This window comes from Pseudomonas sp. NY15435 (assembly GCF_048068295.1).
Lineage (GTDB): Bacteria > Pseudomonadota > Gammaproteobacteria > Pseudomonadales > Pseudomonadaceae > Pseudomonas.
Genome location: NZ_JBLUQA010000002.1, coordinates 239730 through 263648 on the forward strand (window position 1 = coordinate 239730; position 23919 = coordinate 263648).

Consider the following 23919-nt stretch of genomic DNA (forward strand, 5'->3'; position numbering starts at 1 on the left):
ATGGCAAACGTACAACACATCGTCACTGGCGCCGGGGCGCCCGCTGCCGCGCCTCCCAGCATCGGCGCTCACTACGTCGACACCACGAACAAGAAGACCTATGTCTCCACGGGGACCGCTGCTGCGGCAGATTGGGGGCAGCCTCTACAAACCGGGGTCTTGCCCATCGTTACCGGCACCAGCGCGCCCGCAGCGGCGCCCCCGATAGTTGGAGCGCACTACGTCGACACGGCGGCCAAACGTACATACGTAGCAGTGGGCACCGCCTCGGCCTCCGACTGGCTCCCGATTGTGACCGGCGCCAGCGGGCTAGTAACTGGCGCTGGGGCACCTACCAGCGCCCCGCCCAGCGTAGGGGCACAGTACGTCGATACGACGAACAAAAAGACCTACCTGTCCACCGGCACCGCCTCGGCCGCTGACTGGGGTGAGGCAATCTTCAAGGGCACGCCAGCTGGAGGCGGCGGCGGGAGCAACGGCATTGAATACGCCGTGACCGTCAATGACGACGACTTCATGGTGGGCGGCCAAAGCGCCCTCAATTGGCCTTTGGGGCGTCGGGTGGTCGTCTTCCGCATGTCGGGAAGCTACACCACTTACACAATCAATCTGCGCGGCATGGCAGCCGAGGACAACGTCCACGAACTGCTGCTAGTGGTGATAGGTGGCTCCAGCGCGAAGACCTTGAAGATCGTGCCGGGGGTGGATTACGCGGTGAACACCCACGAGGTCTACCTGGTGCCGGAGTCGGCGGGCGCGCCGACGGAGAATGGTGACAACTCCGTCACCTTCACCATTCCGAGTGGAGCGAACGTGTTTCGGATAGTGCGGTACTACGACGCCACGGTGATCGCCGCGCAGATGCAGCCAGCGGCTTAGAAAACTGGCCCATCCTAGGCTGAGTCGCGATGCACCAAGCGGCGTGCCAAATGTCCCGCAAGAACATGGGGCGCCACCAACTGGCGCCCTATGCCAAGAGTCCCGCGAGGCAGTGCCAAAACCGTCGCGCGCTTACACTCGCGAACCTCACTTTGGCTTTGGCTTTGGCTTTTAAAAACCTTCCAGAGAAACGTCCGCACACGCCGAATGCCCCGTTCAGGAGGCCTCGTTGAAGCGGAGTTTCAGGGGTTGAGCGACATGGATGTCGCGAGAGCGGCGATGGGCCAGGGATGGCCCTTCGCCGCGTGCCCCTGAAACTTCGATTCAACGAGGGTATTTTTCGCCCCAAGCAAAAAACCGGATGTCCGGGGGCAAGCCCTTTGGTTACTTTCTGGCGTTTGAGAAAGTGACTCGCCCGAGGGGGCGAAACAAGAAGTAACCGAACACGCCAAAGCGGCGCAAAAATGCCCAAGCCAACCAGCGCATAGCCAGCATGGGTATCGCAAGCTCGCGAAACGCCGCCCGACCCATCCTACGAATGCACTCATCGACAGGGACGGCAGAGTGCAGTTCGCGAGCAAGGACTAGGCGTCCCCCTCGGTCCTACGAAAAGCAAAGGCCGCTCGAAGGCGGCCTTTGTTGCAACGCGACGGAAACATCAGTCCCCGTAGATATCGCTCTTGAAGTACTTGCCTTCGATTTCCTTGTACTTGCCATTGGCGCGCAGCGCGTCGATGGCGGCATTGAGCTGGCCGACCAGCTCGGTATTGCCCTTGCGCACCGCGATGCCGGCGCCCTCGCCGAAGTATTTCGGGTCCTTGAATTCCGGCCCGATAAAGGCAAAGCCCTTGCCACGCGGAGTTTCCAAGAAGCCGATCTCCAGCGGGATGGAGTCGGCGAAAGTGCCGTCCAGGCGGCCCGCCAGCAGGTCCAGGTAGATCTCGTCCTGGCTGGTGTAGCGCACCACGTTGGCGCCGGCCTTGCCCAGCACTTCAGTGGCAAAGCGGTCCGCGGTGGAGCCGCGCTGCACGCCGATGTTCTTGCCCTTGAGCTGGCTGAACTGCTCGTCCAGCTGCGAGCCTTCCTTCATCACCAGGCGGCCCGGAGTGAAGTAGTACTTGTGGGTGAAGTCCACCGAGTGCTTGCGCTCTTCGGTGATGGTGATGGAAGACAGCGCGGCGTCGATCTTGCGCACCTTCAGCGAGGGGATCAGGCCGTCGTATTCCTGCTCGACCCATTGGCACTTGCGCTTCATCTCTGCGCACAGCGCGTTGCCGATGTCGTAGTCGAAGCCGGCGATGCCGCCTTCCGGGGTCTTGTAGGCGAAAGGCGGGTAGGCTGCCTCGATGCCGATGCGCAGGGGCTTGTCGTCGGCGTGGGAGAAGGTGGCGAAGGCAGCCAGCATCAGGCCGCCCAGCAGGGCTTTGCGATTCATCGATGAACTCCGTTGTGTGGTCGCCGGGGCGAGCGCCGGCCGATACGTCGTGGCAGTGAGTACGGCATTTCTTGGTTCGTCCAGGGGCGCGACGCAGTAGGTCGCAGCGGCATTGCCTTGCCCTCACCCAGGCGAACGGCTTCTTGTTCTGGTCCATCCACGCGCGGGCGCGCGTAAACTTAAAATCCAATCTGGACTAAAAAGTACACAACGTCAATCGCCCTGCGACCGCGCGGCGCACTCCCCTTTGCGACGCCTGCGCTACTCCTTCGGAGGAATGTTGCGCACCGGGCTGGCGCCTTAGTCTGGATGCGTTCCGACGCGATCCGAGGAGGACTCGAAACGATTCTTTCGCATGATTTACCGTAGCTTCCACGGTTTTACCTTTGGCAGATGCCCGAAGCCCCCGCGATACGCTCATGTCGCAGGGGCTTTTTTGTGCCTGTTTCCAGGGAAGAACGCAGGGGCTTGTAGGAGCGAGCTTGCTCGCGAACCGCCTGACTCCGAAGTCGGGGGTTGTTCGCGAGCAAGCTCGCTCCTACGAAAAGCGAGCATCCGCGACGTTTCATGGAGCGAAGGGGTTCGCTGTGCACGCACCGAAGTGGAGGATAACGCTGCGCGTTATTCGCCCTACGGGTTTAGTCAGGGACGCAAGGCACGCGGCGGGCATGATGCCCGCCAAGGGAGGTCTGTTTCAGCCGCCACTGAGGTTCATGAAGCGCAGAACCTGAACATCGCCGACGCTGAATTCGTGGCGCGCCGGCTTGCGCTGCAGGGCGCCGCGAAGCGCGTCGAGGATGGGTTCATCGTGCAGCGGATGGCGACGCAGCAGGCCGCGCAGGTCCAGGGAATTCTCGTGGCCCAGGCACAGCAGCAGGCGACCTTCGGCGGTCAGGCGCAGGCGATTGCAGGTGGCGCAGAAGTTGTGCGAATGCGGCGAGATGAAGCCGATGCGTGTGCCCGGATGCTGTGCCAGGCGTGCGTAGCGCGCCGGGCCACCGCTGTGCTCGGCGCTGTCCAGCAACTCGTGGTGCTCGGCGATCAGTCCGCGGACTTCATCGCTGGAGCAGAAGCTCTCCTCGCGCTCACGGCCCACCTGGCCCAGAGGCATTTCCTCGATGAAGCTGATATCCAGCCCGTGGGCGATGGCGTAATCCACCAGCGCCGGCACTTCGTCGGCATTGCGGCCCTTCATCACCACGCAATTCAGCTTGATGTGCTCGAAACCGGCTTGCTGGGCGGCGTCGATGCCACGCAGCACCTGATCCAGGCGCCCGGTACGAGTGATGGCGGCGAAGCGTTGCGCATCCAGGGTGTCGAGGCTGATGTTCAGGCGGGTCAGGCCAGCGGCCTTTAGATCGCCAGCCAATCGGGTGAGCTGCGAACCGTTGCTGGTCATGCACAACTCGCGCAACTCCGGCAGCGCAGCAAGACGTTCGCAGAGGTGGACAATGCCGGGGCGCACCAGCGGTTCGCCACCGGTGAGGCGCAGCTTCTTCACGCCGCGCTCGACGAACAGGCGTGCTACCCGCTCGATCTCTTCCAGGGTGAGCACCTGCTGGCGCGGCAGGAAGCGCATGTTCTCCGACATGCAGTAGACGCAGCGAAAGTCGCAGCGGTCGGTTACGGACAGGCGCAGGTAGTCGATCCTGCGGCCCTGGCCGTCGATCCATTCGGACATCTGACATTGCTCCATGGCAGATCAGAGTTGGGCGATCCCTCTCCCCCGCCCTCTGACTAGGCGTCCCCCCATGAAGGGAGAGGGAGCTATCCGTGCCGGCTGACACCAATATTTCATCCTGCACCGGACGGTCCCCTCTCCCTTCGGAGCGGGGCGCGTAGCCAGGGTTAGGGAGAGGGGTTCGGCTCTACTGCACCAGCGGCGACTCCGCTCCGTCGAAGACGAAGCCGTCGATCCGCGATTCACCGGCCAGCACGCTGATGTACTGGCTGACCGCACGCTGCAGCACCTGGGCACGCAGGTAGCCGGCGATGCGCGGACGCGCCTCGGCGAAGCTCAGCGGCTCACCGCCTTCACGCTCGATCAGCTCGACCACGTGCAGGCCGTAGCGGCTTTCCAGCGGATGGCCGAGCAGGCCGGGGTGTTGTTGCAGCAGGCGTTTCTCAAACTCGGGAACGGTCTGTCCCGGTTCGATCCAGCCCAGGTCACCGCCGTCGTCCTTGGACGGGCAATCGGAGAAGCGCATGGCTTTTTCGGCAAAGCGTTCGGGGTGCTCGCGCAGTTCGGCGAGCAGTTCCCCGGCCTGTTCGCGGGCCTTGGCGCGGCCTTCCAGATCGTCCGGCGCGCAGCCCAGCAGCACATGACGCAGACGCATGCGCCAGGGCGAGGTCAGGCGGGTCGGGTTGGCTTCGTACCATTGCCGGCAGCTGGCTTCGTCGGCTTCGGGGACACCGACTTCACGGTCGATCAAGGCGCGGATGTTCGCCTCTTCGGCGGCCTCGCCCTCCTCTGCCTCGCCAGTTACGCCCAGCGCTTGGGCGCGTTGCAGCAGCAGTTGCCGCACCACCAGCGCACGGCAGGCGGAGTACAGCGCCTCGGCGTGGCTGGAAGCGGGATGGTATTGCAGCTCGCGGGCCAGTTCGTCTTCGTCGATGACAATGCCGTTGACGGCGATTTTCGGCAGGTCGACGTGTTCGACCTTGGCTTCATAGTGGGAGCAACTCATTTTCGATCACCTCTGGTAACCCTCTTCCCCCTCCCTGAAGGCAGAGGGGGAAGAGCTTCAGGGAGGGCGAATAACGCGCCAGCGTTATCCGCCGCCGCTTCACGCTGCGCGACGCTTGGTGCGGACCACCTGGTAGCGGCGGCCGAAGTACCACACCGGAGCGCTGACGATGTGTACCAGGCGGGTGAAGGGGAACAGCACGAACAGGGTCAGGCCAAGGGTCACGTGCAGCTTGTAGACCAGCGAGACCGGCGCGATCGCTTCGGCGGCGGCCAGCGGCTGGAAGGTGACGATGGACTGCGCCCAGTTGGCGAGCATGACCATCACCGAACCATCCGGGTGATGGGTGGAGGCGACGATGGTGGACAGGCCGAGGATCAGCTGGACGTAGAGCACCAGCAGGATCATCAGGTCCGACGCGTTGCCGGTGGCGCGTACGCGCTCGTTGGTCAGGCGGCGCAGGATCAGGCCGGTCAGGCCGATGAAGCAGAGGATGCCGAAGAAGCCGCCGGAAACCATTGCCAGCAGTTGCTTCTGCTCGGTGCTGATCAGGTGCTCATAGACCGAGTGCGGGGTCAGCAGACCGACGAAGTGGCCGGCGAGGATGAACAGCACCCCCACATGGAACAGGTTGCTGTAAACGCGCATGCCCTTCTTGCTCAGCATCTGGCTGGAGCCGGCTTTCCAGGTGTATTGCGAGAGGTCGAAGCGCGCCCAGCTGCCGATCAGGCAGATGGCGAGCGCGACGTAGGGGTAGATCCCGAACGCTAGAAGATCGAGGGACATGTTCAGACTCCTTCTCTGGCCGCCCGGTACTGCATCTGCGGCACCGGCTGGGCGACCCACTGCATGGGTTGTTCGGCGGCGGAGGAAATCCGCCGGGCGCTGGTGGACGGGCAACCGGCGGCGGGCTCGGTAAAGCTCACCGGGGTTTCCTCCCAGGCCTTGTCGATGGCTTCCAGGCTGTCGTCGCGCACCTCCTGCTCGCGGTCGCGCTTGAGCGCGCCGAGGTCGGGTTGCTCGCCGGACAGCTCCAGCAGGCTGTTGAAGACCGCCGCATAGGCGCTGCCACGCTCTTCCAGGCGCAGGGCGATCAGCGCGAGGATGTGGGCGACTTCGGCTAGGCCGGCGCGGGCCGACTCGGCGTCCTGCAGGGCGAGGAACTCCAGGTACAGCGGCAGGTAGTCCGGCAGCTCGTTGACGTCGATGACCAGGCCCGCCTGGGTGTAGCGGTCCATCAGGTCGACCATCGCCTGGCCACGGTCACGGCTTTCGCCGTGCACGTGTTCGAACAGCAGCAGCGAGACCGAGCGACCGCGCTCGAACAGCCCGTCGTAGCGGGCCTGCACGTCGAGGATGTCGCCCTTGCAGAGCTCGTTGAGCAGCGCGGCGAGGCCGTCGCGCTGCTTTTCCGGCAGGTCGCAGGTGCGGATCAGGGCATGCAGCGCCAGGCTTTCCTCGCGCAGCTCGAGGCGCGGGTAATCCAGCATCAGCGCGCTGAGCTTCAGTAATTGGCTATGCGTATCCATGGCCATCACTCCTGTATCTGCACGGTCTGGATGACGTTGCGCTTGTCCACGGCCTTGCCGCCGAACAGGTTGACGCCAGAATTGCTGCCAGAGCTGCTGGAGCAACCGTTGCCGAAGCTGAAACCACAACCCGAACGCTCGGCGAAGGCATCCGACAGCGCCTCTTCACGGTGCGCAGTGGGGATGACGAAGCGGTCTTCGTAGTTGGCGATCGCCAGGTAGCGGTACATCTCTTCCACCTGGTTCACGGTCAGGCCGACCTTCTTAAGCACGTCCAGGTCCTGCTTGCCTTCCACGTGCTCGGAGCGTTTGTAGGCACGCATGGCCAGCAGGCGCTTGAGGGCCAGCAGCACCGGGGCGGTGTCGCCGGCAGTCAGCAGGTTGGCCAGATACTGCACGGGGATGCGCAGGGATTCGACATCCGGGATCACCCCGTCGCTACCGATATGGCCTTCGGCGGCGGCGTTCTGGATCGGCGACAGCGGCGGCACGTACCAGACCATCGGCAGCGTGCGGTATTCCGGGTGCAGCGGCAGCGCCAGCTTCCAGTCCATGGCCAGCTTGTAGACCGGCGACTTCTGCGCGGACTCGATGACGCTGTCCGGTACACCGTCCTTGCGCGCCTGCTCGATCACTTTCGGGTCGAACGGATCGAGGAAGATCTCCAGCTGCTTCTGGTACAGGTCGCGCTCGCTCTCGCAGGTGGCTACTTCGTGGATGCGGTCGGCGTCATACAGCAGTACACCGAGGTAGCGGATGCGGCCCACGCAGGTTTCCGAGCAGACGGTCGGCTGGCCGGCCTCGATGCGCGGGTAGCAGAAGATGCACTTCTCGGATTTGCCGCTCTTCCAGTTGAAGTAGATCTTCTTGTACGGGCAACCGCTGATGCACATGCGCCAGCCGCGGCACTTGTCCTGGTCGATGAGGACGATGCCGTCCTCTTCGCGCTTGTAGATCGCACCACTCGGGCACGAAGCCACGCACGCCGGGTTCAGGCAGTGCTCGCACAGGCGCGGCAGGTACATCATGAAGGTGTTTTCGTACTCGCCGTAGATGTCCGCCTGGACCTGATCGAAGTTCTTGTCCTTGCGACGCTTGGCGAATTCGGTGCCGAGGATTTCCTCCCAGTTGGGGCCCCACTCGATCTTCTGCATGCGCTGGCCGGAGACCAGCGAGCGTGGGCGGGCGACCGGCTGGTGCTGGGCCTTGGGCGCGGTGTGCAGGTGCTGGTAGTCGAAGTCGAAGGGCTCGTAGTAGTCATCGATTTCCGGCAGGTCCGGGTTGGCGAAGATGTTCGCCAGCACGCGGAACTTGCCGCCGATGCGCGGGACGATGGAGCCATCGGCGTTACGCTTCCAGCCGCCCTTCCACTTCTCCTGGTTCTCCCACTCTTTCGGGTAACCGATGCCGGGCTTGGTTTCGACGTTGTTGAACCAGGCGTACTCGACGCCTTCGCGGCTGGTCCAGACGTTCTTGCAGGTGATGGAGCAGGTGTGGCAACCGATGCATTTGTCGAGGTTCAGCACCATGCCGACTTGCGAACGAATTTTCATGGCAGTAATCCTCAAATGTCCTGGGGCAGCGGTTGCGGCAGGGAGTCACCGCCCAGTCCGCCCTGCTCCGGCTCGTCGAGCCAGTCGACCTTGTTCATCTTGCGCACCACGACGAATTCGTCGCGGTTGCAGCCAACGGTGCCGTAGTAGTTGAAGCCCCACGCCTGCTGGGCGTAGCCGCCGATCATGTGGGTGGGTTTGAGGACCACGCGGGTCACCGAGTTGTGGTGGCCGCCGCGGGTGCCGGTGGTCTCGCTGCCCGGCAGGTTCACGATGCGCTCCTGGGCGTGGTACATCATCACCATGCCGTCCTTCACGCGCTGGCTGACCACTGCGCGGCAGGTCGCGGCGCCGTTGGCGTTGAAGACTTCGACCCAGTCGTTGTCCTCGATGCCGGCGCGCTTCGCGTCGTGCTCGCTCATCCAGATGATCGGGCCACCGCGCGACAGGGTGAGCATCAGCAGGTTGTCGCTGTAGGTGGAGTGGATGCCCCACTTCTGGTGCGGGGTGATCCAGTTAAGAGTGATCTCGGTGTGACCGTTGGGCTTCTTGTTGAACAGCTTGTCGGTGCTGCGGGTGTTGACCGGCGGCCGGTAGCTGACGAAGCCTTCGCCGAATGCCTGCATCCAGGGGTGATCCTGGTAGAACTGCTGGCGACCGGTGAGGGTGCGCCACGGGATCATCTCGTGGACGTTGGTGTAGCCGGCGTTGTAGCTCACGTGCTCGTCTTCCAGACCTGACCAGGTCGGGCTGGAGATGATCTTGCGCGGCTGCGCCTGGACGTCGCGGAAGCGGATCTTCTCTTCTTCCTTGGGCAGCGCCAGGTGAGTGTGGTCACGGCCGGTGAACTTCGACAGTGCTTCCCAGGCCTTTACCGCCACCTGGCCGTTGGTTTCCGGCGCCAGGGCAAGGATCACCTCGGCGGCATCGATGGCGCTCTCGATGCGCGGACGGCCTTGGCTGATGCCGGTCTCGGTGACCTTGTGGTTCAGCTCGCCGAGCAGCTTGATCTCCTTGTCGGTGTTCCAGCCGATGCCCTTGCCGCCATTGCCAAGCTTGTCCAGCAGCGGGCCGAGGGAGGTGAACTTCTTGTAGGTGTTCGGGTAGTCACGCTCGACCACATGCAGGGTCGGCATGGTCCGGCCGGGAACCGGTTCGCACTCGCCCTTCTTCCAATCGCTGCCGCCGAACGGCTGCGCGAGTTCGTTGGCGGTGTCGTGCAGCAGCGGCACGGTAACCAGGTCCTTCTCCACACCCAGGTGGCCGACGGAAACCTCGGAGAACTTCTTGGCGATGGCCTTGTAGATTTCCCAGTCGCTTTTCGCTTCCCACGCCGGATCGGTGGCGGCGGACAGCGGGTGGATGAAGGGGTGCATGTCGGAGGTGTTGAGGTCGTCCTTCTCGTACCAGGTCGCGGTCGGCAGGACGATGTCCGAGTACATGCAGGTGGAGGACATGCGGAAGTCCAGGGTGGTGACCAGGTCCAGCTTGCCTTCGGCGCCTTCGTCGACCCAGTCGACTTCGCCCGGGCACGGCCCGCCGGCCTTGCCGAGGTCGTCGTTCATCACGCCGTTCTTCGCGCCCAGCAGGTACTTGAGCATGTACTCGTGGCCCTTGCCCGAAGAGCCGAGCAGGTTGGAGCGCCAGATGAACATGTTGCGCGGGAAGTTCTGCGGATCGTCCGGCTGCTCGCTGGCCACGCGCAGGTTGCCGGCCTTGAGCTCGCGCACCACGTAGTCCTGCACCGGGATGCCAGCGCGCTCGGCGTCGGCGGCGATGTGCAGCGGGTTGCGGTTGAGCTGCGGGGCGGACGGCAGCCAGCCCATGCGCTCGGCGCGGATGTTGTAGTCCAGCGCGTGCTCGGGGAACTGCCTGGTATCGGCCAGCGGGGAAAGAACCTCGTGCATCGAGATCTTCTCGTGGCGCCATTGCGAGCTGTGCAGGTAGAAGAAGCTGGTGCCGTTCATCTGCCGCGGCGGACGGCTCCAGTCGGTGCCGAACGCCAGCGGGACCCAGCCGGTCTGCGGGCGGAGTTTTTCCTGGCCGACGTAGTGCGCCCAGCCACCGCCGCTCTGGCCGATGCAGCCGCACATCATCAGCATGTTGATGACCGCGCGGTAGTTCATGTCCATGTGGTACCAGTGGTTCATCGCCGCGCCGATGATGACCATGGCCTTGCCGTGGGTCTTGTCGGCGCTGTCGGCGAACTCACGGGCCACCTGGATGGCGCGTGCCGCCGGCACACCGGTGATGCGCGCCTGCCAGGCCGGGGTGTAGGGCACATCGGCATCGGTATAGGAGGCGGCGACGTTGCGGCCACCCAGGCCACGGTCGACGCTGTAGTTGGCCATCTGCAGGTCGTACACGGTGGCGACGCGCAGGGTCTGGCCGTCGGCGCCGGTGAATTCGCGGAAGGGTACGCGGCGCACCAGCACCTCGTCGTTGTCCACGCCCTTGAAGTGCGGGTGTTCCTGGCCGGCGAAGTACGGGAAGCCGACGTCGCAGGCCTTTTCCGGACCGTCGATCAGGGTCAGCGCCAGGCGGGTTTCACGCTTCTCGCCGCCTTCGGTTTCCTCGATGTTCCACTTGCCCGACTCACCCCAGCGGTAGCCGATGGCGCCGGTGGGCGAGACCAGCTCGCCGGAGATTTCGTCCAGGCCAATGGTCTTCCACTCGGGGTTGTTGTCCTGCCCAAGGTTGTTCGCCAGGTCAGCGGCGCGCAGGTAGCGGGTCGGCTTGAGCACGCCTTCGGTGTGCGGTTCGAGCAGCACCAGCATCGGCATGTCGGTGTACTGGCGGCAGTAGTCGACGAAGTAGGCGCTGGGCTTCTCGAGGTGGAATTCCTTGAGGATGACGTGACCAAAAGCCATGCCCAATGCGGCGTCGGTGCCCTGCTTGGGGTTGAGCCAGAGGTCGGTGAGCTTGGCCACTTCGGAGTAGTCCGGGGTGACGGCCACGGTCTTGGTGCCCTTGTAGCGGACTTCGGTGAAGAAGTGCGCATCGGGGGTACGGGTCTGCGGGACGTTGGAGCCCCAGGCGATGATGTAGCTGGAGTTGTACCAGTCGGCCGACTCCGGCACGTCGGTCTGCTCGCCCCAGATTTGCGGGGACGCAGGCGGCAGGTCGCAGTACCAGTCGTAGAAGCTCAGACATACGCCGCCGATCAGCGACAGGTAACGGGCGCCAGCGGCGTAGCTGACCATGGACATGGCCGGGATCGGCGAGAAGCCGATGACGCGGTCCGGGCCGTAGGTCTTGGCGGTGTAGACGTTGGCGGCGGCGATGATCTCGGTGACTTCGTTCCAGCTCGAACGAATGAAGCCACCCAGGCCGCGCTCGCTCTTGTAGCTTTTCGCCTTGGCGGAGTCTTCGACGATGCTGGCCCAGGCATCCACCGGGTCGTTGTGGGTGGCGCGGGCCTCACGCCAGAGCTTGAGCAGCGGCTTGCGCACCTTGGGGTATTTCAGGCGGTTGGCGCTGTACATGTACCAGGAGTAGCTGGCGCCACGAGGGCAGCCGCGCGGTTCGTGGTTGGGCAGGTCCGGGCGGGTGCGCGGGTAGTCGGTCTGCTGGGTTTCCCAGGTGATCAGGCCGTTCTTCACGTAGATCTTCCAGGAGCACGAGCCGGTGCAGTTCACCCCGTGGGTAGAGCGAACGATCTTGTCGTGCTGCCAGCGCTGCCGGTAGCTGTTTTCCCAGGCACGGCTTTCGTTGGTGACCTCGCCGTGACCATCGGCGAATTCACCCTGCTTCTTCTTGAAGAACTGCAGGCGGTCGAGCAGGTAACTCATCGGTATCTCCTCACCCGGTCTGCGCCGGGCGTTCAAACGCTAATCAAGCTCGCGAAACGGTTCGTGGCGCGGCCGGCGGGGCCGACCGCGCAGGGAAATCAGCAGGGGCTTTCCGCGCCCTTGCGCGCGTACCACCACCAGGTGGCGACGATGCAGCTCAGGTAGTAGGCGACGAACAGGTACAGGGCGCCCTCGGCACTGCCGGTCATGGCCAGCGAAGTGCCGAACGCTTTGGGAATGAAGAAGCCGCCGAAGGCGCCGATGGCGGCAGAGAAGCCGATTACCGCGGCGGATTCCATGCTCGCGCCCTTGGCGGCCTGGGCCTCGCTGAAGCCGCCTTTCTTCAGGCGTGCGGCCCACTCGTTGCGGAAGATCACCGGGATCATGCGGAAGGTGCTGCCGTTGCCGATGCCGGCAAAGAAGAACAGCGCGATGAACGAACCGAGGAAGCCGAAGAAGCTGCCAGCGCCGTTCGCGCCCGGCAGGAAGCTGATCACCGCGAACACGCCGGCGATCATTGCCGCGTAGTTCCACAGGGTGATGCGCGCGCCGCCGAACTTGTCCGCCAGCCAACCGCCCAGCGGCCGGCTCAGAGCGCCCACCAGCGGGCCGAGGAAGGCGTACTGTAGCGGGTTGATATCCGGGAACTGGGTCTTGCTGAGCATGGCGAAGCCGGCGGAGAAGCCGATGAACGAGCCGAAGGTGGCCACGTACAGCCAGCACATCAGCCAGTTGTGCTTGCGCTTGAAGATCACCGATTGCTCGCGGAACGAGGCCTTGGCGTCGGCGATGTCGTTCATGCCGAACCAGGCGGCCACGGAGACCACGGCAATGAACGGCACCCAGATCCAGCCAGCGTTCTGCAGCCACAGGCGGGTGCCGTCGGAGAGTGTCTCCGGCTCACCGCCGAAGGCACCGAACAGGCCACCGGCCACGGCCAGCGGCACGGCGAACTGCATCACCGAGACGCCCAGGTTGCCCAGGCCGGCGTTCAGGCCCAGGGCGGTGCCCTGCTGGTTCTTCGGGTAGAAGAAGCTGATGTTGGACATGCTCGAGGCGAAGTTGCCGCCGCCGAAGCCGCACAGCAGCGCGATGGTCGCGAACACCCAGTAAGGGGTGGTCGGGTCCTGCACGGCGAAGCCCAGCCACAGGCAGGGGATCAGCATCGAGGCAGTGGACAGCGCCGTCCAGCGACGGCCACCGAAGATCGGCACCATGAAGGAGTAGAAGATTCGCAGCGTGGCGCCGGAGATCGACGGCAGCGCGGCGAGCAGGAACAGCTGGTCGTTGCTGAAGCTGAAACCGGCGGCGTTCAGGCGCACGGTGACGGTGCTCCAGATCATCCACACGGCGAAGGCCAGCAGCAGCGCCGGGATGGAAATCCACAGGTTGCGTGCGGCGATGCGCTTGCCGGTCCGGGCCCAGAACTCCGGGTCCTCCGGGCGCCAGTCGACCAGCAGGGGTCCTTTGGCGGCTTTGAATTGGGAATTGGCGATCATGCCCATGACGGCATTACCTCAGGAATGACTGGAAGGAATGGGAGAGGCGTCGACGTCGGCCGCGCGGGCCTGGCCGTCGAGACGCTGTTGCTGCTTGATCGCGTAGTGCATCCAGACCATGCAGATCACGGTCAGGCCGAACAGCAACATGAAGCAGGAGGAGCGCACGCCGATGCGGTCGGCGGCGAAGCCGAACAGGATCGGCAGGCAGAAGCCGCCGAGGCCGCCGATGACCCCGACCATGCCGCCGACGGTACCCATGTTCTGCGGGTAGTAGTCGTGGATGATGCGGTACACGCTGGCCTTGCCGAAGCCCTGGGCGATGCCGACGACGAACACCAGGAAGGTGAACAGCCAGACGTTCAGGCCGATGCCGAGGCTGACGTCACCCTTGATGCCGTGGATGGTCATGGTGGTCGGCGGATAGGACAGGAAGAACAGGCAGACCAGGCAGATCCAGAACACGCCCCAGTTCACCGAACGGGCGCCGTAGTGATCGCTGAACCAGCCGCCCAGGGCACGAATCAGGCCCGACGGCAGGGTGAACAGCATGGTGATGAAGGACGCAGTGCGCAGGTCCAGGCCGTACTCGGCGATGTAGTACTTGGGCAGCCACAGGGCCAGGGCGACGAAGCCACCGAAGACGAAGAAGTAGTACAGGCCGAAGCGCCACACGCGCAGTTCGCCCAGCGGCGCCAGCTGCTTGGCCAGGGTCGGCCGCGGACGGCTCGGGTCGGCGTCGCCGCCCTTGGTGTGGGCCGGGTCGGTCCAGGTGCAGAACCAGAACAGCAGCGCGGTGACCAGCATGGCCACCGAGTAGATCTGCGGGACCATGCGCCAGCCGAAGGCGACCACGATCATCGGCGCCACCAGGTTGGTGATCGCCGCACCGGCGTTGCCGGCACCGAAGATGCCCATGGCGGTGCCCTGGCGTTCCTTCTCGAACCACGAGGAGGTGTAGGCGATGCCCACCGCGAAGGAGCCGCCGGCCAGGCCGACGAACAGCCCGAGCACCAGGTAGTGCCAGTAGAGCGTGGCGAAGGCCAGGCCGTAGATCGGGATGGCCACCAGCAGCATGTGGATGAAGAACACGATGCGCCCGCCGAAGCGGTCGGTGATCAACCCCAGCGGCAAGCGCACCAGCGAACCGGTAAGGATCGGCAGCGCCACCATCAGGCCGAACTGGGCTTCGCTCAGCCCCAGCTCCTCCTTGATGCGGATACCGATGATCGAAAACATCGTCCAGACCGCGAAGTTCACGGCGAACGCCAGTGTGCTCATGCCGAGCACGGAGTACTGTTTCTGACGATGGGACAGCATGGCTAAGCTCACTTCCTGACAGCCTTTGCCCGCACGTTAGGTAAGGACTAGTCGCCTTCTCTTGATCGTCATCAATGAGCGAAACGGCGATTCATGAGCAGATGCGCGCCGCTACTCCTTAGTGGGTATCACCAAAATGAATGCTTAACCTATTGTTTTAAAAGGCATTTATCATGAGCATCAGCTCTCGATCCGAGACCACCGCCAGCGACCGATTCTTTGTAGGTAGCCCTCCCGCCGGACGCACCTCCCTGCGCAAATCCATCGTCGTGCGCTTCGGCTGCTACCTCACCCTGCTGGTGTCGCTGGCCCTGGCCGGCATGTTCAGCGCCCTGCTGTTCGCCGACTATTCGCACCAGGATGCGGCGGTGATCAACCAGGCCGGCTCGCTGCGCATGCTCACCTACCGCCTGGCGCTGGATCCGTCGCCGATCAACCGCCAGGCACTGCAAGCGACCCTGGCCGCACGCCTGGACAACGACGAGATCACCCGCCTGCTGCGCCGTGCCGATGCCGACGCGCCGATCCGTCAGCAGCACAAGCAGCTGCGCGAGGAGTTGCAGAAACTCGACCTTTCCCAAGCCCCGGCGCTGGCCACGCTGGACACCTTTGTCGGGCACATCGACGGCTTCGTCGGCACCCTGCAGCGCAATGCCGAATACCGCTCGCAGATGCTCAGCACGGTGCAGGGCCTGTGCCTGTTCCTCAGCCTGCTGGTGGTGTTCATCAGCCTCTACGACCTGAGCTATCACGTGGTCGGCCCGCTGCGCGAACTGACCACCACCGCGCGCCGGCTGGGTCAAGGAGACCTCGACGCGCGAGTCAGCAGCAGCGGCGAGGACGAGCTGAGCCAGCTCGGCGAGCGCTTCAACCAGATGGCCGAGGAGCTGCAAACCAGCTACCGCGAACTGGAAGCACGGGTGGAAGAGAAGACCCGCGCCCTCTCCAACAGCCACCAGCGCCTGGAACTGCTCTACGACAGTGCCCGCCGGCTGGGCCAGGACCCCTACGACGAGCGCTCCCTGCAACCATTACTGAACCAGCTGGAGCGCGTGCTGCAGGCCGGCAAGGTAACGCTGTGCCTGAACAAGGACGGCGTCGAGCGCGCCTATTCCTCGCTGACCACCGACGGCATCACCGGCAGCTTCTGCCTGCAGGGCAACTGCGGCGATTGCCGTGCCCAGGCCGACCACTGCAACAATCCGATCCGTGGTATCAACCCACTGCTGATGCAGCCGCTGTCCATCGGCGAGCACCGCTTTGGCGAGCTGTTCATCGAGACCCCCGACGGCCATCTGGAGGACTGGCAGCAGCAGTTCGTCGAGGGCTTCTGCGACAACATCGCGCGCACCTTCGCCCTGTCCCTGCAGCAGGAACAGGAGAATCGCCTGGCGCTGTTCGCCGAACGCAGCACCATCGCCCGCGAGCTGCACGACTCGCTCGCGCAGTCGCTGTCCTACCTGAAGATCCAGGTCAGCCGCCTGGCCACCCTGCTCAAGCGCGACGTGCCGGCCGAGAAGATCGACGAGACCCTCGACGAACTGCGCGAGGGCCTCAACAGCGCCTACCGCCAACTGCGCGAATTGCTCACCACCTTCCGCCTGAGCCTGGAGCAATCGAGCCTGGAAGCGGCCCTGGTGAAGACCGTGGAAGAGTTCGGCGAACGCGGTGGCCTTGCCGTTGAGCTGGACAATCACCTGGCGCACATCCCGCTCAACCCCAACGAGGAAATCCACATCCTGCAGATCGTCCGCGAAGCGCTGTCCAACGTGGTGCGCCACGCTCAGGCGCAGCACGCGAAAGTCACTCTGTTCGAGGATGCCGAAGACCAGGTGTGCGTCACCGTGGACGATGACGGCGTGGGCTTTGACCCAGCGCAGAGCCGCAATGGGCACTATGGGCTTAGCATCATGCGGGAGCGCAGCCAGACCCTGGAGGCGAACTTCCACATTGCCCCGCTCGAGCCCAAAGGCACGCGGGTCAGCGTGCGCTTCACCCACAAACCCCTGTCGCAGTATCCGGAGACCCACCCATGACGGCCGCCCCCACCGATGACCGCGCGCGCATCCTGCTCGTCGACGACCACCCGATGATGCGCAAGGGCGTGGTCCAACTGCTGGAATTCGAGGACGACCTGGAAGTGGTGGGCGAAGCCGGCAGTGGCGAGGAAGCGCTGCGCATGGCCGCGGAGCTGGAACCGGACATGATCCTGCTCGACCTCAACATGAAGGGCATGACCGGCCTCGACACCCTGCGCGCCATGCGCGAGAACGGCGAGGACGCGCGCATCGTGGTGTTCACCGTCTCCGATGACCGCAACGACGTGATCAACGTGCTGCGGGCCGGCGCCGACGGCTACCTGCTCAAGGACATGGAGCCCGAGCGCCTGCTGGAGCACATCCGACAGGCCGCCACCGGCCAGCTCACCATCAGCCCGCAGCTGACCCAGGTACTGGCCCAGGCCCTGCGCGGCGATGACCGCCCCAAGGGCATCGAGGAGCTCACCGACCGCGAACGGCAGATTCTCCGCCAGCTCGCCCACGGCTACAGCAACAAGATGATCGCGCGCAAACTCGACATCACCGAAGGCACCGTGAAGGTCCACGTGAAGCGCGTACTGCACAAGCTGGGCATGCGCTCGCGCGTGGAAGCGGCGGTGTGGGCGGTGGAGAACCACCTGGTCTGATCGCCCGCCCCGACCGCGACCGTACCTGTAGGAGCGAGCTTGCTCGCGAACCAGCCCCGCAACGGAGTCTCTTCGCGGGCAAGGTCTGGGCGTCCCCCTCGGTCCTACAGGGAAGCCTCTACCTCACTGGTAGTAGTCCGCTCGCCGACTTGATTCAGATCATGTCGCGCCAGCCCACAGCGGCAGGACACTGCGGAACTCACCCAGGAGGTCCCCATGCCGCCCTCGCCGCACCTGCCCCTCGTGTATTCCTGCTCCGGCTGCTCCAATCTTGCACAACTGGCCAACGACCTCGCCCTGCGCCTGGACCGTGACGGACTGGCGGAGATGTCCTGCATCGCGGGAGTCGGCGGTGATGTGCCGGCACTGGTGAAGAAAGCCTGCTCCGGCCGACGGATCATTGCCCTCGACGGCTGCCACCTGCACTGCGTGCAGAACTGCCTGGCGCGCCACGGAGTGAAGGCCAGGCATGAGATCACCCTGACCGAATATGGCCTAAAGAAACGCTACGGCCAGGACGCGCCGGTGCAGGATTTCGAGATGCTCTACGAGGAACTGCAGTTCCTCGTGCGCACCCCGGCCTGAAACTCAGGCGTTTTCCTGCACCACCCGGCTGGCGCGGCGCATGGCGCTCCACAGCCAGGCCGGCAGGCTGTCCGGGTCGAGACTGTCGATCAGGTTCTTCACGGCCAGCCCGAGTTCGGTATCACCCTCGATCACCAGGCGCCGGCGGAAGAACAGCGTGTCAGGGTCCTCCTGTCGCCCCGCCAATAGCAGGAAGTCGCGCCAGCCTCCGCGGATGGTCACGCTCGGCAAGCAGGCGTCGGCGAAGCGCAGGCCGTTGCGATCGTGGGTGAAGCTCCAGGCCAATCCGAGGTCGCTTACCTCCAGGCGCAGCCAGTGGCCGTCGAGTATGTCGAAAGCACCTTCGGCCAGCGCATCGGCGAACAGCCGGTTGGCGGCACGCTGCAGCACCGCGCGCTGCAATCCAGAGGGGACGCGCGCGGCCAGCGGCAGGAGTCGATCGGCGGCGCGCAGGGCGCCGGTTTCCAGAGTCAGCACAGGTTCGCCTCATCACTGCGCAGCATGCCCGGTCGGCCATGCCAGTATCCGTTGCAACCCTCCACCGCCAACGGCGGCGTGGCGCCATTGCGCACGCGGTCGAAGGCCTGCACGACGTCCACCATGCCTTCCGCACGCGGGCTCAGGCGCAACCAATCGGCGCCGCAATCACGCAGCGAGGCGTAGTCCGCCAACAGGTTGCTGGCCTCGCCGGACATCGTCTGGATGCCGTTGAGAGTGAACAGCGGGAAACCCTCCTGGCTGAGCATCGACATGCCCTCCGGGTAGTTCAGGCAGCAGAACTGGCAGTCGTCCTTGGGTCGGTTCTCCGCCCGCGCGGTGAAGCAGCGCGCCGAGTAGGCCAGCGGTAGATGGCCGTAGGCGAACACCTCGGTTTCCACCTCGCTGATGCCCAGCTCGCGAGCCTGCTCGATCACCGCGTGGATCTGCTCGCCGGAGCACTCCACCGGCGGCACCCAGCGGCGCAGGCCGGCTGCGTGCAGTTCCGCCAGCGTGTGGCCGTTGTAGATGTTCAGCGCCGGACCGCCGACGAACTCGACGCCAAGGTTGCTGAGAATCTGCACCGCGCCCATGTCGTTGGCCTCGACCTGCAGCTCGCCGTTGGCGCACAGGCGACGCAGCGCGGACAGCTCCGAAGCCGCCTCGATCAGCGCCAGCCCCGCGATGAAAATTTGCGCCCCGCTCTGCTGCTGAAGTTCGCGCCCAAGGCCGAGCCAATCGTCCAACGACAGCGCGCGGCGTTTGGAGCAGACGGTCTCACCGAGAGTGATGGCGTCCAGCGGCTGCTCCGCCATCTGCGCGTAGAAATCCAGGAGTGTCCGGCGGTCCCAGTAGAACAGCACGGGGCCCAGGCTGAGTTGCATCACGATGTCCTCACTGCCAGGAGCGATGGTAGGCGCCCAGAGTCGTCTGGTGGCCTTCGGAAAGCTTGTCCAGGGCGTCCTGCCATTGCGTCAGCGCGCGGTAGTTCGCCGGTGCGCGCTGCCACGCATCCAGCGCCTGGCGCCAGACGCGGGTGACCTGTTCGACATAGGCCGGGCTGCGTTGCCGACCCTCGATCTTCACCGCCGCGACGCCGATTTCCGCCAGCTGCGGGATCAGGTCGATGGTGTTCAGGCTGGTGGGTTCTTCCAGGGCATGGAAGCGCTCGCCGTTGACCACGAAGCGGCCCTTGCACAGGGTCGGGTAGCCCGCCGGCTCGTCGGGCGCGTAACGGTCGATCAGCACGTCATTGAGGCGTGAGGTCAGGCCTTCGGGCTCCTCACTCCAGCGCACCGCCTTGGCCGGCGAGCAGACGCCGCAGAGGTTGGGCGACTCGCCGGTGACATAGGAGGACAGGTGACAGCGTCCCTCGGCCATGATGCACAGGCTGCCGAAGGCGAAGACTTCGATGGGCACCGGGCTGTTCGCCGCCACCTGGCGCACCTGCGCCAGCGACAGCACGCGCGGCAGCACGGCGCGGCGGATGCCGTAGCGCTCGTGGTAGAACGCCAGCGCCGCCACATTGGTGGCCGAACCCTGTACCGAGAGGTGCAGCGACAGGTTCGGGTGGCGCTTGGCGGCGTAGCCGAGCACCGCGCAATCGGCGGCAATCAGCGCGTCCACGCCCAGATCGGCGGCGTGGTCCACAGCACGTTGCCAGCGTGCCCAGCCGGCCGCGCCGGGATAAGTATTGACCGCCACGTACATCTGCTTGCCGGCGCTGTGGATAAGTTCCACGCCCTGGCGCAATTGACGGTCATCGAGGTTGAGGCCGGCGAAGTGCCGGGCATTGGTGTCGTCGCGAAAGCCGACGTAGATAGCGTCGGCGCCTTCGCGTAAGGCAGATTTCAAGGCGGGCAGACTTCCCGCCGGGCAGACCAGTTGCATGCTTCCCCCGGGCAGTGCGGAGGCCGCCGGCCCCCGCCGGCAGCCGGAAACGGCGTCAGGCGCCGAGTTCGCTGAAAGACAAGAAGGGCAGCGGCTCGCCGGTGTGCAAGGTGCGCCCGGCCTCCACCACTGCCAGGCCATCGGCCCAGCTCGCCGCGCGCAGCATGGCCGAGCCCTGCTGCGGGTGCAGACAGATGCGCGCCACGCCGGTGTTGTCCAGTTCCAGGCGCGCGCGCAGGTACTGGCGCCGCGAGTTGGCCGTGGGCCAGTCGAAGCCAGCCGGCAGCGTCACCGGCAAGGTATCGGCCGTACTGCGCCCCTGGGCACGCCAGAGGAACGGCCGCGCCACCACCAGTGCAGTCACCAGCGCGGCAGCCGGATTGCCCGGCAGGCCGATCCACGGCTTGCCGGCGATGCTGCCGAACGCCAGCGGCTTGCCCGGTTGCATCTTCAGCTTCCACAGGTGCAGTTCGCCCAGTTCGCGGATCGCCTGCTTGAGGTAGTCGCGGTCGCCGACCGACACCCCGCCGCTGGTGATCAGCACATCCCATTCGGACGCGGCGAGGCTCAGCGCATCGCGGCTGGCCGCCAGGGTATCGGCGAGCACGCCGTAGTCGTGTACCTCGACACCCCAGCCGCGCAGCAGCGCGCTGATGCTGAAGCGGTTGGCGTTGTAGATCTGCCCGGGAGCGAGCGGCTCACCGGGTTCGCGCAACTCGTCACCGCTGCTCAGCAGGCAGACGCGCAACGGGCGATAGACACTGACGCGATCCAGCCCGACGCTGGCCAGCAGGCCGAGGTCCTGGGCACGCAGTTTCTTCCCGGCGCTCAGCAAGGCATCGCCTTGGCGGAGCTCTTCACCGCGGCGGCGCACGTGGCTACCGTGCTCGACCACGGGCACCTGCAGCCAGTCGCCATCGACCTCGCAGTCTTCCTGGGCGATCACGCTGTCCGCTCCCGGCGGCAGTGGCGCGCCGGTGAAGATGCGCATGGCCTGGCCGGGTTGCAGTTCAACCTGGGCGGCATCGCCGGCGGCGATGTAGCCGACGATCTTCAGCCGCGCGCCCGATAGGCCCATGTCGGCGCTGCGCAAGGCGTAGCCGTCCATGGCGCTGTTGTCCCACAGCGGCAGGTCGATGGGCGAGTGAATGTCCTCGGCGAGGATGCGGCCCAGGGCGTTTTCCAGGTCGACGCGCACGGTCGGCGGCGCCACGGGGACGAAGTCCATCAGCGCGGCAATGGCTTCGTCCACCGGGCGCAGGCCGGAGCCGGAACAGCCGCAGGCGCTCATGAACGTGTCCCACAGGCCAGCAGCGGGCGCTCGGGCAGGCGCTTGAGATGGGGGACGAAATTGCACGGCCTGGTGCGGCTGTCCAGTTGCTGCACGAGGATCTTTTCCCAGGCCGTCAGGCAGGCGCCGGTGGAGCCGGGCAGGCAGCAGATCAGGGTGCCGTTGGTGATACCGGCGATGGCACGGGACTGGATGGTGGAGGTGCCGATTTCCTCGCGGGAAATCTGCCGGAACAGCTCGCCGAAACCATCCACGGTGCGCTCCAGTAAAGGCGCGACGGCCTGCGGGGTGTTATCGCGGGCAGTGAAGCCGGTGCCGCCGGTGATCAGGCCGACCTGGACCTTGGGGTCGGCGATCCAGGCCGAGACCACGGCGCGGATCTGGTAGATGTCATCGATGACCAGTTGGCGCTCGGCAAGGGCGTGGCCGGCGCGTTGCAGCGAGGTCACCAGGGCCTGGCCGGAGGTGTCATTGTGCAGGCTGCGGGTATCGCTGACGGTGAGGACAGCGATCTCCAGCGGCTGGAAGTCCGGGGTGCTGAGATGGCTCATGAGGGGCTCTCCGATTCGGAGCAAAAAGGGCTGGCGCCAGCCTGCGCCCCTTCCCTGTTACCGCCCATTCCTCGGAGTAGGTACTGCCCCGGCGCGTGCGGGGCAGTAGTCCGCCGCGCGAATGATTGGGAGCGAGCCTCACTCGATAGTCCCGCGCTCGGATCAGCCCTCACCCTAACCCTCTCCCAAAGGGAGAGGGGACCGTTCAGTTCAGGATGAAACCACAGCGTCCGCCGGCGCAATCTGCCCCCTCTCCCACAGGGAGAGGGCTGGGGTGAGGGGGAATGCACGCACACGGATTTCCCGCTGAAAGACTGTCGCTCCTACGAAAGCCTTGGCGCCATCGCCAACCGGCTCAGCTCTTCCAGCGCTCGGCGGCAGCCTGGTCGCTGCAGCGGCCTTCGACCCAGCGCGGGCCGTCGCTGGTGTCTTCCTTCTTCCAGAAGGGCGCGCGGGTCTTCAGGTAATCCATGACGAAGTTGCAGGCATCGAACGCCGCCTGGCGGTGGGCGCTGGCGGCGCCGACGAAGACGATGGGCTCGCCCGGTTCCAGGCGGCCGATGCGGTGCAGGATTTCCAGGCGCAACAGCGGCCAGCGCTGGTTGGCTTCCACCTCGATCTTTTCCAGCGCCTTCTCGGTCATGCCGGCGTAGTGCTCGAGGAACATGCCGCCGACTTCGCGGCCGTCGTTGAAGTCGCGCACGTAGCCGACAAAGCCGACCACCGCGCCGACGCCGACGTTGGCGGCGTGCATCGCGTTGAGTTCGGCGCCCGGGTCGAACGCCGCCGGCTGGACGCGGATCGCCATGGCTTCAGCCTCCGGTAACGGTGGGGAAGAACGCCACCTCGTCGCCATCGGCGAGGGGCTCGTCCAGGGAGCACAGTTCCTGGTTACGCGCGCACATCAGGTTCTGCTCGCCAAGCACGTCCCAGGCACCACCGCGCTCCAGCAGCAGCCGGCGCAGGTCGTCGAGGCTGGCCAGGGATGAGCTCCAGTTCAGTTGCTCGCCATCCAGCCCGAGGGCTTCACGGTAGCGGGCGAAGTACTGCACGCGGATCATGGGGTGTCTCCTGCGGAACTATCTGTCGCCAAGTAATGGCCGCTCTTGCCGCCGAGCTTCTCCAGCACGCGTACGCTGTCGATGGTCATGCCGCGGTCCACCGCCTTGCACATGTCGTAGATGGTCAGCGCGGCGACGCTGGCGGCGGTCAGCGCTTCCATCTCCACACCGGTCTGCCCGGCCAGCTTGCAGCGGGCGACGATGTGCACGGTGTCTTCACCCTCGGCGGCCAGCTCGACCTTCACGCTGGTGAGCAGCAACGGGTGGCACAACGGGATCAGTTCATGGGTTTTCTTCGCCGCCTGGATACCGGCGATGCGCGCCACGGCGAATACGTCGCCCTTGGGATGGCCGCCGTCCTGGATCAGTTGCAGGGTGGACGGGAGCATGCGCACCCGGGCTTCGGCCACCGCCTCGCGGGACGTCACGGCTTTTTCGGTGACATCGACCATGTTGGCGCGGCCCTGGGAATCGAGATGGGTCAGCACGGGTGGGAACTCTCCGGAGAATCAGGGGAACAGTTTAACCCCGACACGCGGGGCTGGCAGACCGGCGAGCGGCGCGTTGGGGGGAGGATTGTATACAAGAAGAGGTAGAAGCGGGATGGCTGGGAGCCCGGACGGGTTCGCGAGCAAGCTCGCTCCTACGAAAAGCCAGCCAGCACCTCGGACGCAGAACCTGTAGG

At 65.2% G+C, this 23919-nt stretch carries 21 protein-coding genes; 4 read left to right on the forward strand and 17 right to left on the reverse strand.

Going from position 1 to position 23919, the window contains the following annotated elements; all coding sequences use genetic code 11:
* Entirely contained in the window at nt 1–879 is an 879-nt protein-coding gene (locus ACNFH5_RS05245) for a hypothetical protein (RefSeq protein WP_416744641.1), read from the forward strand.
* Nucleotides 880–1537: 658 nt separating this feature from the next.
* Here ACNFH5_RS05245 and ACNFH5_RS05250 read toward each other — a convergent pair.
* The 9 genes from ACNFH5_RS05250 to ACNFH5_RS05290 all read right to left on the reverse strand — a co-directional run bounded on the left by ACNFH5_RS05250 (nt 1538) and on the right by ACNFH5_RS05290 (nt 14693).
* Complete coding sequence (locus tag ACNFH5_RS05250) at nt 1538–2314, reverse strand: ABC transporter substrate-binding protein (protein WP_045210677.1); 777 nt, start codon at nt 2312–2314, stop codon at nt 1538–1540.
* Between the two features lie 694 nt (nt 2315–3008).
* The gene (moaA, locus tag ACNFH5_RS05255; protein ID WP_416744642.1) at nt 3009–3995 is read right to left on the reverse strand and encodes a GTP 3',8-cyclase MoaA; all 987 of its coding nucleotides are present in this window, start codon (nt 3993–3995) and stop codon (nt 3009–3011) included.
* A gap of 187 nt (nt 3996–4182) precedes the next feature.
* A complete protein-coding gene (locus tag ACNFH5_RS05260; RefSeq protein WP_416744643.1) occupies nt 4183–5001 on the reverse strand; it encodes a peptidylprolyl isomerase in 819 nt (272 codons plus the stop codon).
* 99 nt (nt 5002–5100) lie between these two features.
* Nucleotides 5101–5787, reverse strand: a complete 687-nt coding sequence (gene narI, locus ACNFH5_RS05265) for a respiratory nitrate reductase subunit gamma (protein ID WP_416744644.1) — start codon at nt 5785–5787, stop codon at nt 5101–5103.
* A gap of 2 nt (nt 5788–5789) precedes the next feature.
* The gene (narJ, locus tag ACNFH5_RS05270) at nt 5790–6530 is read right to left on the reverse strand and encodes a nitrate reductase molybdenum cofactor assembly chaperone (RefSeq protein ID WP_416744645.1); all 741 of its coding nucleotides are present in this window, start codon (nt 6528–6530) and stop codon (nt 5790–5792) included.
* Nucleotides 6531–6535: 5 nt separating this feature from the next.
* Nucleotides 6536–8083, reverse strand: a complete 1548-nt coding sequence (gene narH, locus ACNFH5_RS05275; RefSeq protein WP_416744646.1) for a nitrate reductase subunit beta — start codon at nt 8081–8083, stop codon at nt 6536–6538.
* Between the two features lie 11 nt (nt 8084–8094).
* On the reverse strand, nt 8095–11874 hold the full coding sequence (locus ACNFH5_RS05280) for a nitrate reductase subunit alpha (RefSeq protein WP_416744647.1): 3780 nt from the start codon (nt 11872–11874) through the stop codon (nt 8095–8097).
* A gap of 98 nt (nt 11875–11972) precedes the next feature.
* Nucleotides 11973–13379, reverse strand: a complete 1407-nt coding sequence (locus tag ACNFH5_RS05285; RefSeq protein WP_416744648.1) for a NarK family nitrate/nitrite MFS transporter — start codon at nt 13377–13379, stop codon at nt 11973–11975.
* Between the two features lie 12 nt (nt 13380–13391).
* Entirely contained in the window at nt 13392–14693 is a 1302-nt protein-coding gene (locus ACNFH5_RS05290; protein ID WP_416744649.1) for a nitrate/nitrite transporter, read from the reverse strand.
* Between the two features lie 173 nt (nt 14694–14866).
* Here ACNFH5_RS05290 and ACNFH5_RS05295 point away from each other — a divergent pair, with 173 nt between their 5' ends.
* The 3 genes from ACNFH5_RS05295 (at nt 14867) to ACNFH5_RS05305 (ending at nt 17964) form a co-directional block, all read left to right on the forward strand.
* A complete protein-coding gene (locus tag ACNFH5_RS05295) occupies nt 14867–16729 on the forward strand; it encodes a histidine kinase (protein ID WP_416744650.1) in 1863 nt (620 codons plus the stop codon).
* Nucleotides 16726–17379 carry a two-component system response regulator NarL gene (gene narL, locus ACNFH5_RS05300; RefSeq protein WP_088419505.1) on the forward strand — a complete coding sequence of 218 codons (654 nt, stop codon included), beginning with the start codon at nt 16726–16728 and terminating at the stop codon, nt 17377–17379. Before ACNFH5_RS05295 ends, narL begins: the two co-directional genes overlap by 4 nt.
* Nucleotides 17380–17595: 216 nt before the next feature.
* The gene (locus tag ACNFH5_RS05305; protein WP_275608429.1) at nt 17596–17964 is read left to right on the forward strand and encodes a putative zinc-binding protein; all 369 of its coding nucleotides are present in this window, start codon (nt 17596–17598) and stop codon (nt 17962–17964) included.
* A 3-nt stretch (nt 17965–17967) separates the two neighbouring features.
* Here the strand turns inward: ACNFH5_RS05305 and ubiT are convergent, their stop codons facing one another.
* From ubiT to moaC, 8 genes are all read right to left on the reverse strand, one after another.
* Nucleotides 17968–18441 (reverse strand): ubiquinone anaerobic biosynthesis accessory factor UbiT, encoded by a 474-nt coding sequence (ubiT, locus tag ACNFH5_RS05310; protein ID WP_416744651.1) that lies wholly within the window; start codon nt 18439–18441, stop codon nt 17968–17970.
* Nucleotides 18435–19325, reverse strand: coding sequence for a U32 family peptidase (locus tag ACNFH5_RS05315; RefSeq protein WP_416744652.1), 891 nt, complete (start codon nt 19323–19325; stop codon nt 18435–18437). The genes ubiT and ACNFH5_RS05315 overlap by 7 nt, the downstream gene beginning before the upstream one ends.
* 10 nt (nt 19326–19335) lie before the next feature.
* Complete coding sequence (gene ubiU, locus ACNFH5_RS05320; RefSeq protein WP_416744653.1) at nt 19336–20331, reverse strand: ubiquinone anaerobic biosynthesis protein UbiU; 996 nt, start codon at nt 20329–20331, stop codon at nt 19336–19338.
* 55 nt (nt 20332–20386) lie between these two features.
* A complete protein-coding gene (glp, locus tag ACNFH5_RS05325; RefSeq protein ID WP_416744654.1) occupies nt 20387–21622 on the reverse strand; it encodes a gephyrin-like molybdotransferase Glp in 1236 nt (411 codons plus the stop codon).
* A complete protein-coding gene (moaB, locus tag ACNFH5_RS05330; RefSeq protein WP_416744655.1) occupies nt 21619–22173 on the reverse strand; it encodes a molybdenum cofactor biosynthesis protein B in 555 nt (184 codons plus the stop codon). Before moaB ends, glp begins: the two co-directional genes overlap by 4 nt.
* 355 nt (nt 22174–22528) lie before the next feature.
* Nucleotides 22529–22981, reverse strand: a complete 453-nt coding sequence (gene moaE / locus ACNFH5_RS05335) for a molybdopterin synthase catalytic subunit MoaE (RefSeq protein ID WP_037015984.1) — start codon at nt 22979–22981, stop codon at nt 22529–22531.
* 4 nt (nt 22982–22985) lie between these two features.
* Nucleotides 22986–23234 carry a MoaD/ThiS family protein gene (locus ACNFH5_RS05340; RefSeq protein WP_416744656.1) on the reverse strand — a complete coding sequence of 83 codons (249 nt, stop codon included), beginning with the start codon at nt 23232–23234 and terminating at the stop codon, nt 22986–22988.
* The gene (gene moaC, locus ACNFH5_RS05345; RefSeq protein ID WP_416744657.1) at nt 23231–23722 is read right to left on the reverse strand and encodes a cyclic pyranopterin monophosphate synthase MoaC; all 492 of its coding nucleotides are present in this window, start codon (nt 23720–23722) and stop codon (nt 23231–23233) included. The genes ACNFH5_RS05340 and moaC overlap by 4 nt, the downstream gene beginning before the upstream one ends.
* Nucleotides 23723–23919: the final 197 nt, after the last annotated feature.

Bases quoted from the DNA above. Each gene is read 5' to 3' on its own strand.
- narH (WP_416744646.1), bottom strand. From the start codon at position 8,083: ATGAAAATTCGTTCGCAAGTCGGCATGGTGCTGAACCTCGACAAATGC.
- ACNFH5_RS05280 (WP_416744647.1), bottom strand. From the start codon at position 11,874: ATGAGTTACCTGCTCGACCGCCTGCAGTTCTTCAAGAAGAAGCAGGGT.
- narI (WP_416744644.1), bottom strand. From the start codon at position 5,787: ATGTCCCTCGATCTTCTAGCGTTCGGGATCTACCCCTACGTCGCGCTC.
- ACNFH5_RS05260 (WP_416744643.1), bottom strand. From the start codon at position 5,001: ATGAGTTGCTCCCACTATGAAGCCAAGGTCGAACACGTCGACCTGCCG.
- narL (WP_088419505.1), top strand. From the start codon at position 16,726: ATGACGGCCGCCCCCACCGATGACCGCGCGCGCATCCTGCTCGTCGAC.
- glp (WP_416744654.1), bottom strand. From the start codon at position 21,622: ATGAGCGCCTGCGGCTGTTCCGGCTCCGGCCTGCGCCCGGTGGACGAA.
- moaE (WP_037015984.1), bottom strand. From the start codon at position 22,981: ATGGCGATCCGCGTCCAGCCGGCGGCGTTCGACCCGGGCGCCGAACTC.
- ACNFH5_RS05245 (WP_416744641.1), top strand. From the start codon at position 1: ATGGCAAACGTACAACACATCGTCACTGGCGCCGGGGCGCCCGCTGCC.
- ACNFH5_RS05305 (WP_275608429.1), top strand. From the start codon at position 17,596: ATGCCGCCCTCGCCGCACCTGCCCCTCGTGTATTCCTGCTCCGGCTGC.
- ACNFH5_RS05295 (WP_416744650.1), top strand. From the start codon at position 14,867: ATGAGCATCAGCTCTCGATCCGAGACCACCGCCAGCGACCGATTCTTT.
- ACNFH5_RS05315 (WP_416744652.1), bottom strand. From the start codon at position 19,325: ATGCAACTCAGCCTGGGCCCCGTGCTGTTCTACTGGGACCGCCGGACA.
- narJ (WP_416744645.1), bottom strand. From the start codon at position 6,530: ATGGATACGCATAGCCAATTACTGAAGCTCAGCGCGCTGATGCTGGAT.
- moaB (WP_416744655.1), bottom strand. From the start codon at position 22,173: ATGAGCCATCTCAGCACCCCGGACTTCCAGCCGCTGGAGATCGCTGTC.
- ubiU (WP_416744653.1), bottom strand. From the start codon at position 20,331: ATGCAACTGGTCTGCCCGGCGGGAAGTCTGCCCGCCTTGAAATCTGCC.
- moaA (WP_416744642.1), bottom strand. From the start codon at position 3,995: ATGTCCGAATGGATCGACGGCCAGGGCCGCAGGATCGACTACCTGCGC.
- ACNFH5_RS05285 (WP_416744648.1), bottom strand. From the start codon at position 13,379: ATGGGCATGATCGCCAATTCCCAATTCAAAGCCGCCAAAGGACCCCTG.
- ACNFH5_RS05250 (WP_045210677.1), bottom strand. From the start codon at position 2,314: ATGAATCGCAAAGCCCTGCTGGGCGGCCTGATGCTGGCTGCCTTCGCC.
- ACNFH5_RS05290 (WP_416744649.1), bottom strand. From the start codon at position 14,693: ATGCTGTCCCATCGTCAGAAACAGTACTCCGTGCTCGGCATGAGCACA.
- ACNFH5_RS05340 (WP_416744656.1), bottom strand. From the start codon at position 23,234: ATGATCCGCGTGCAGTACTTCGCCCGCTACCGTGAAGCCCTCGGGCTG.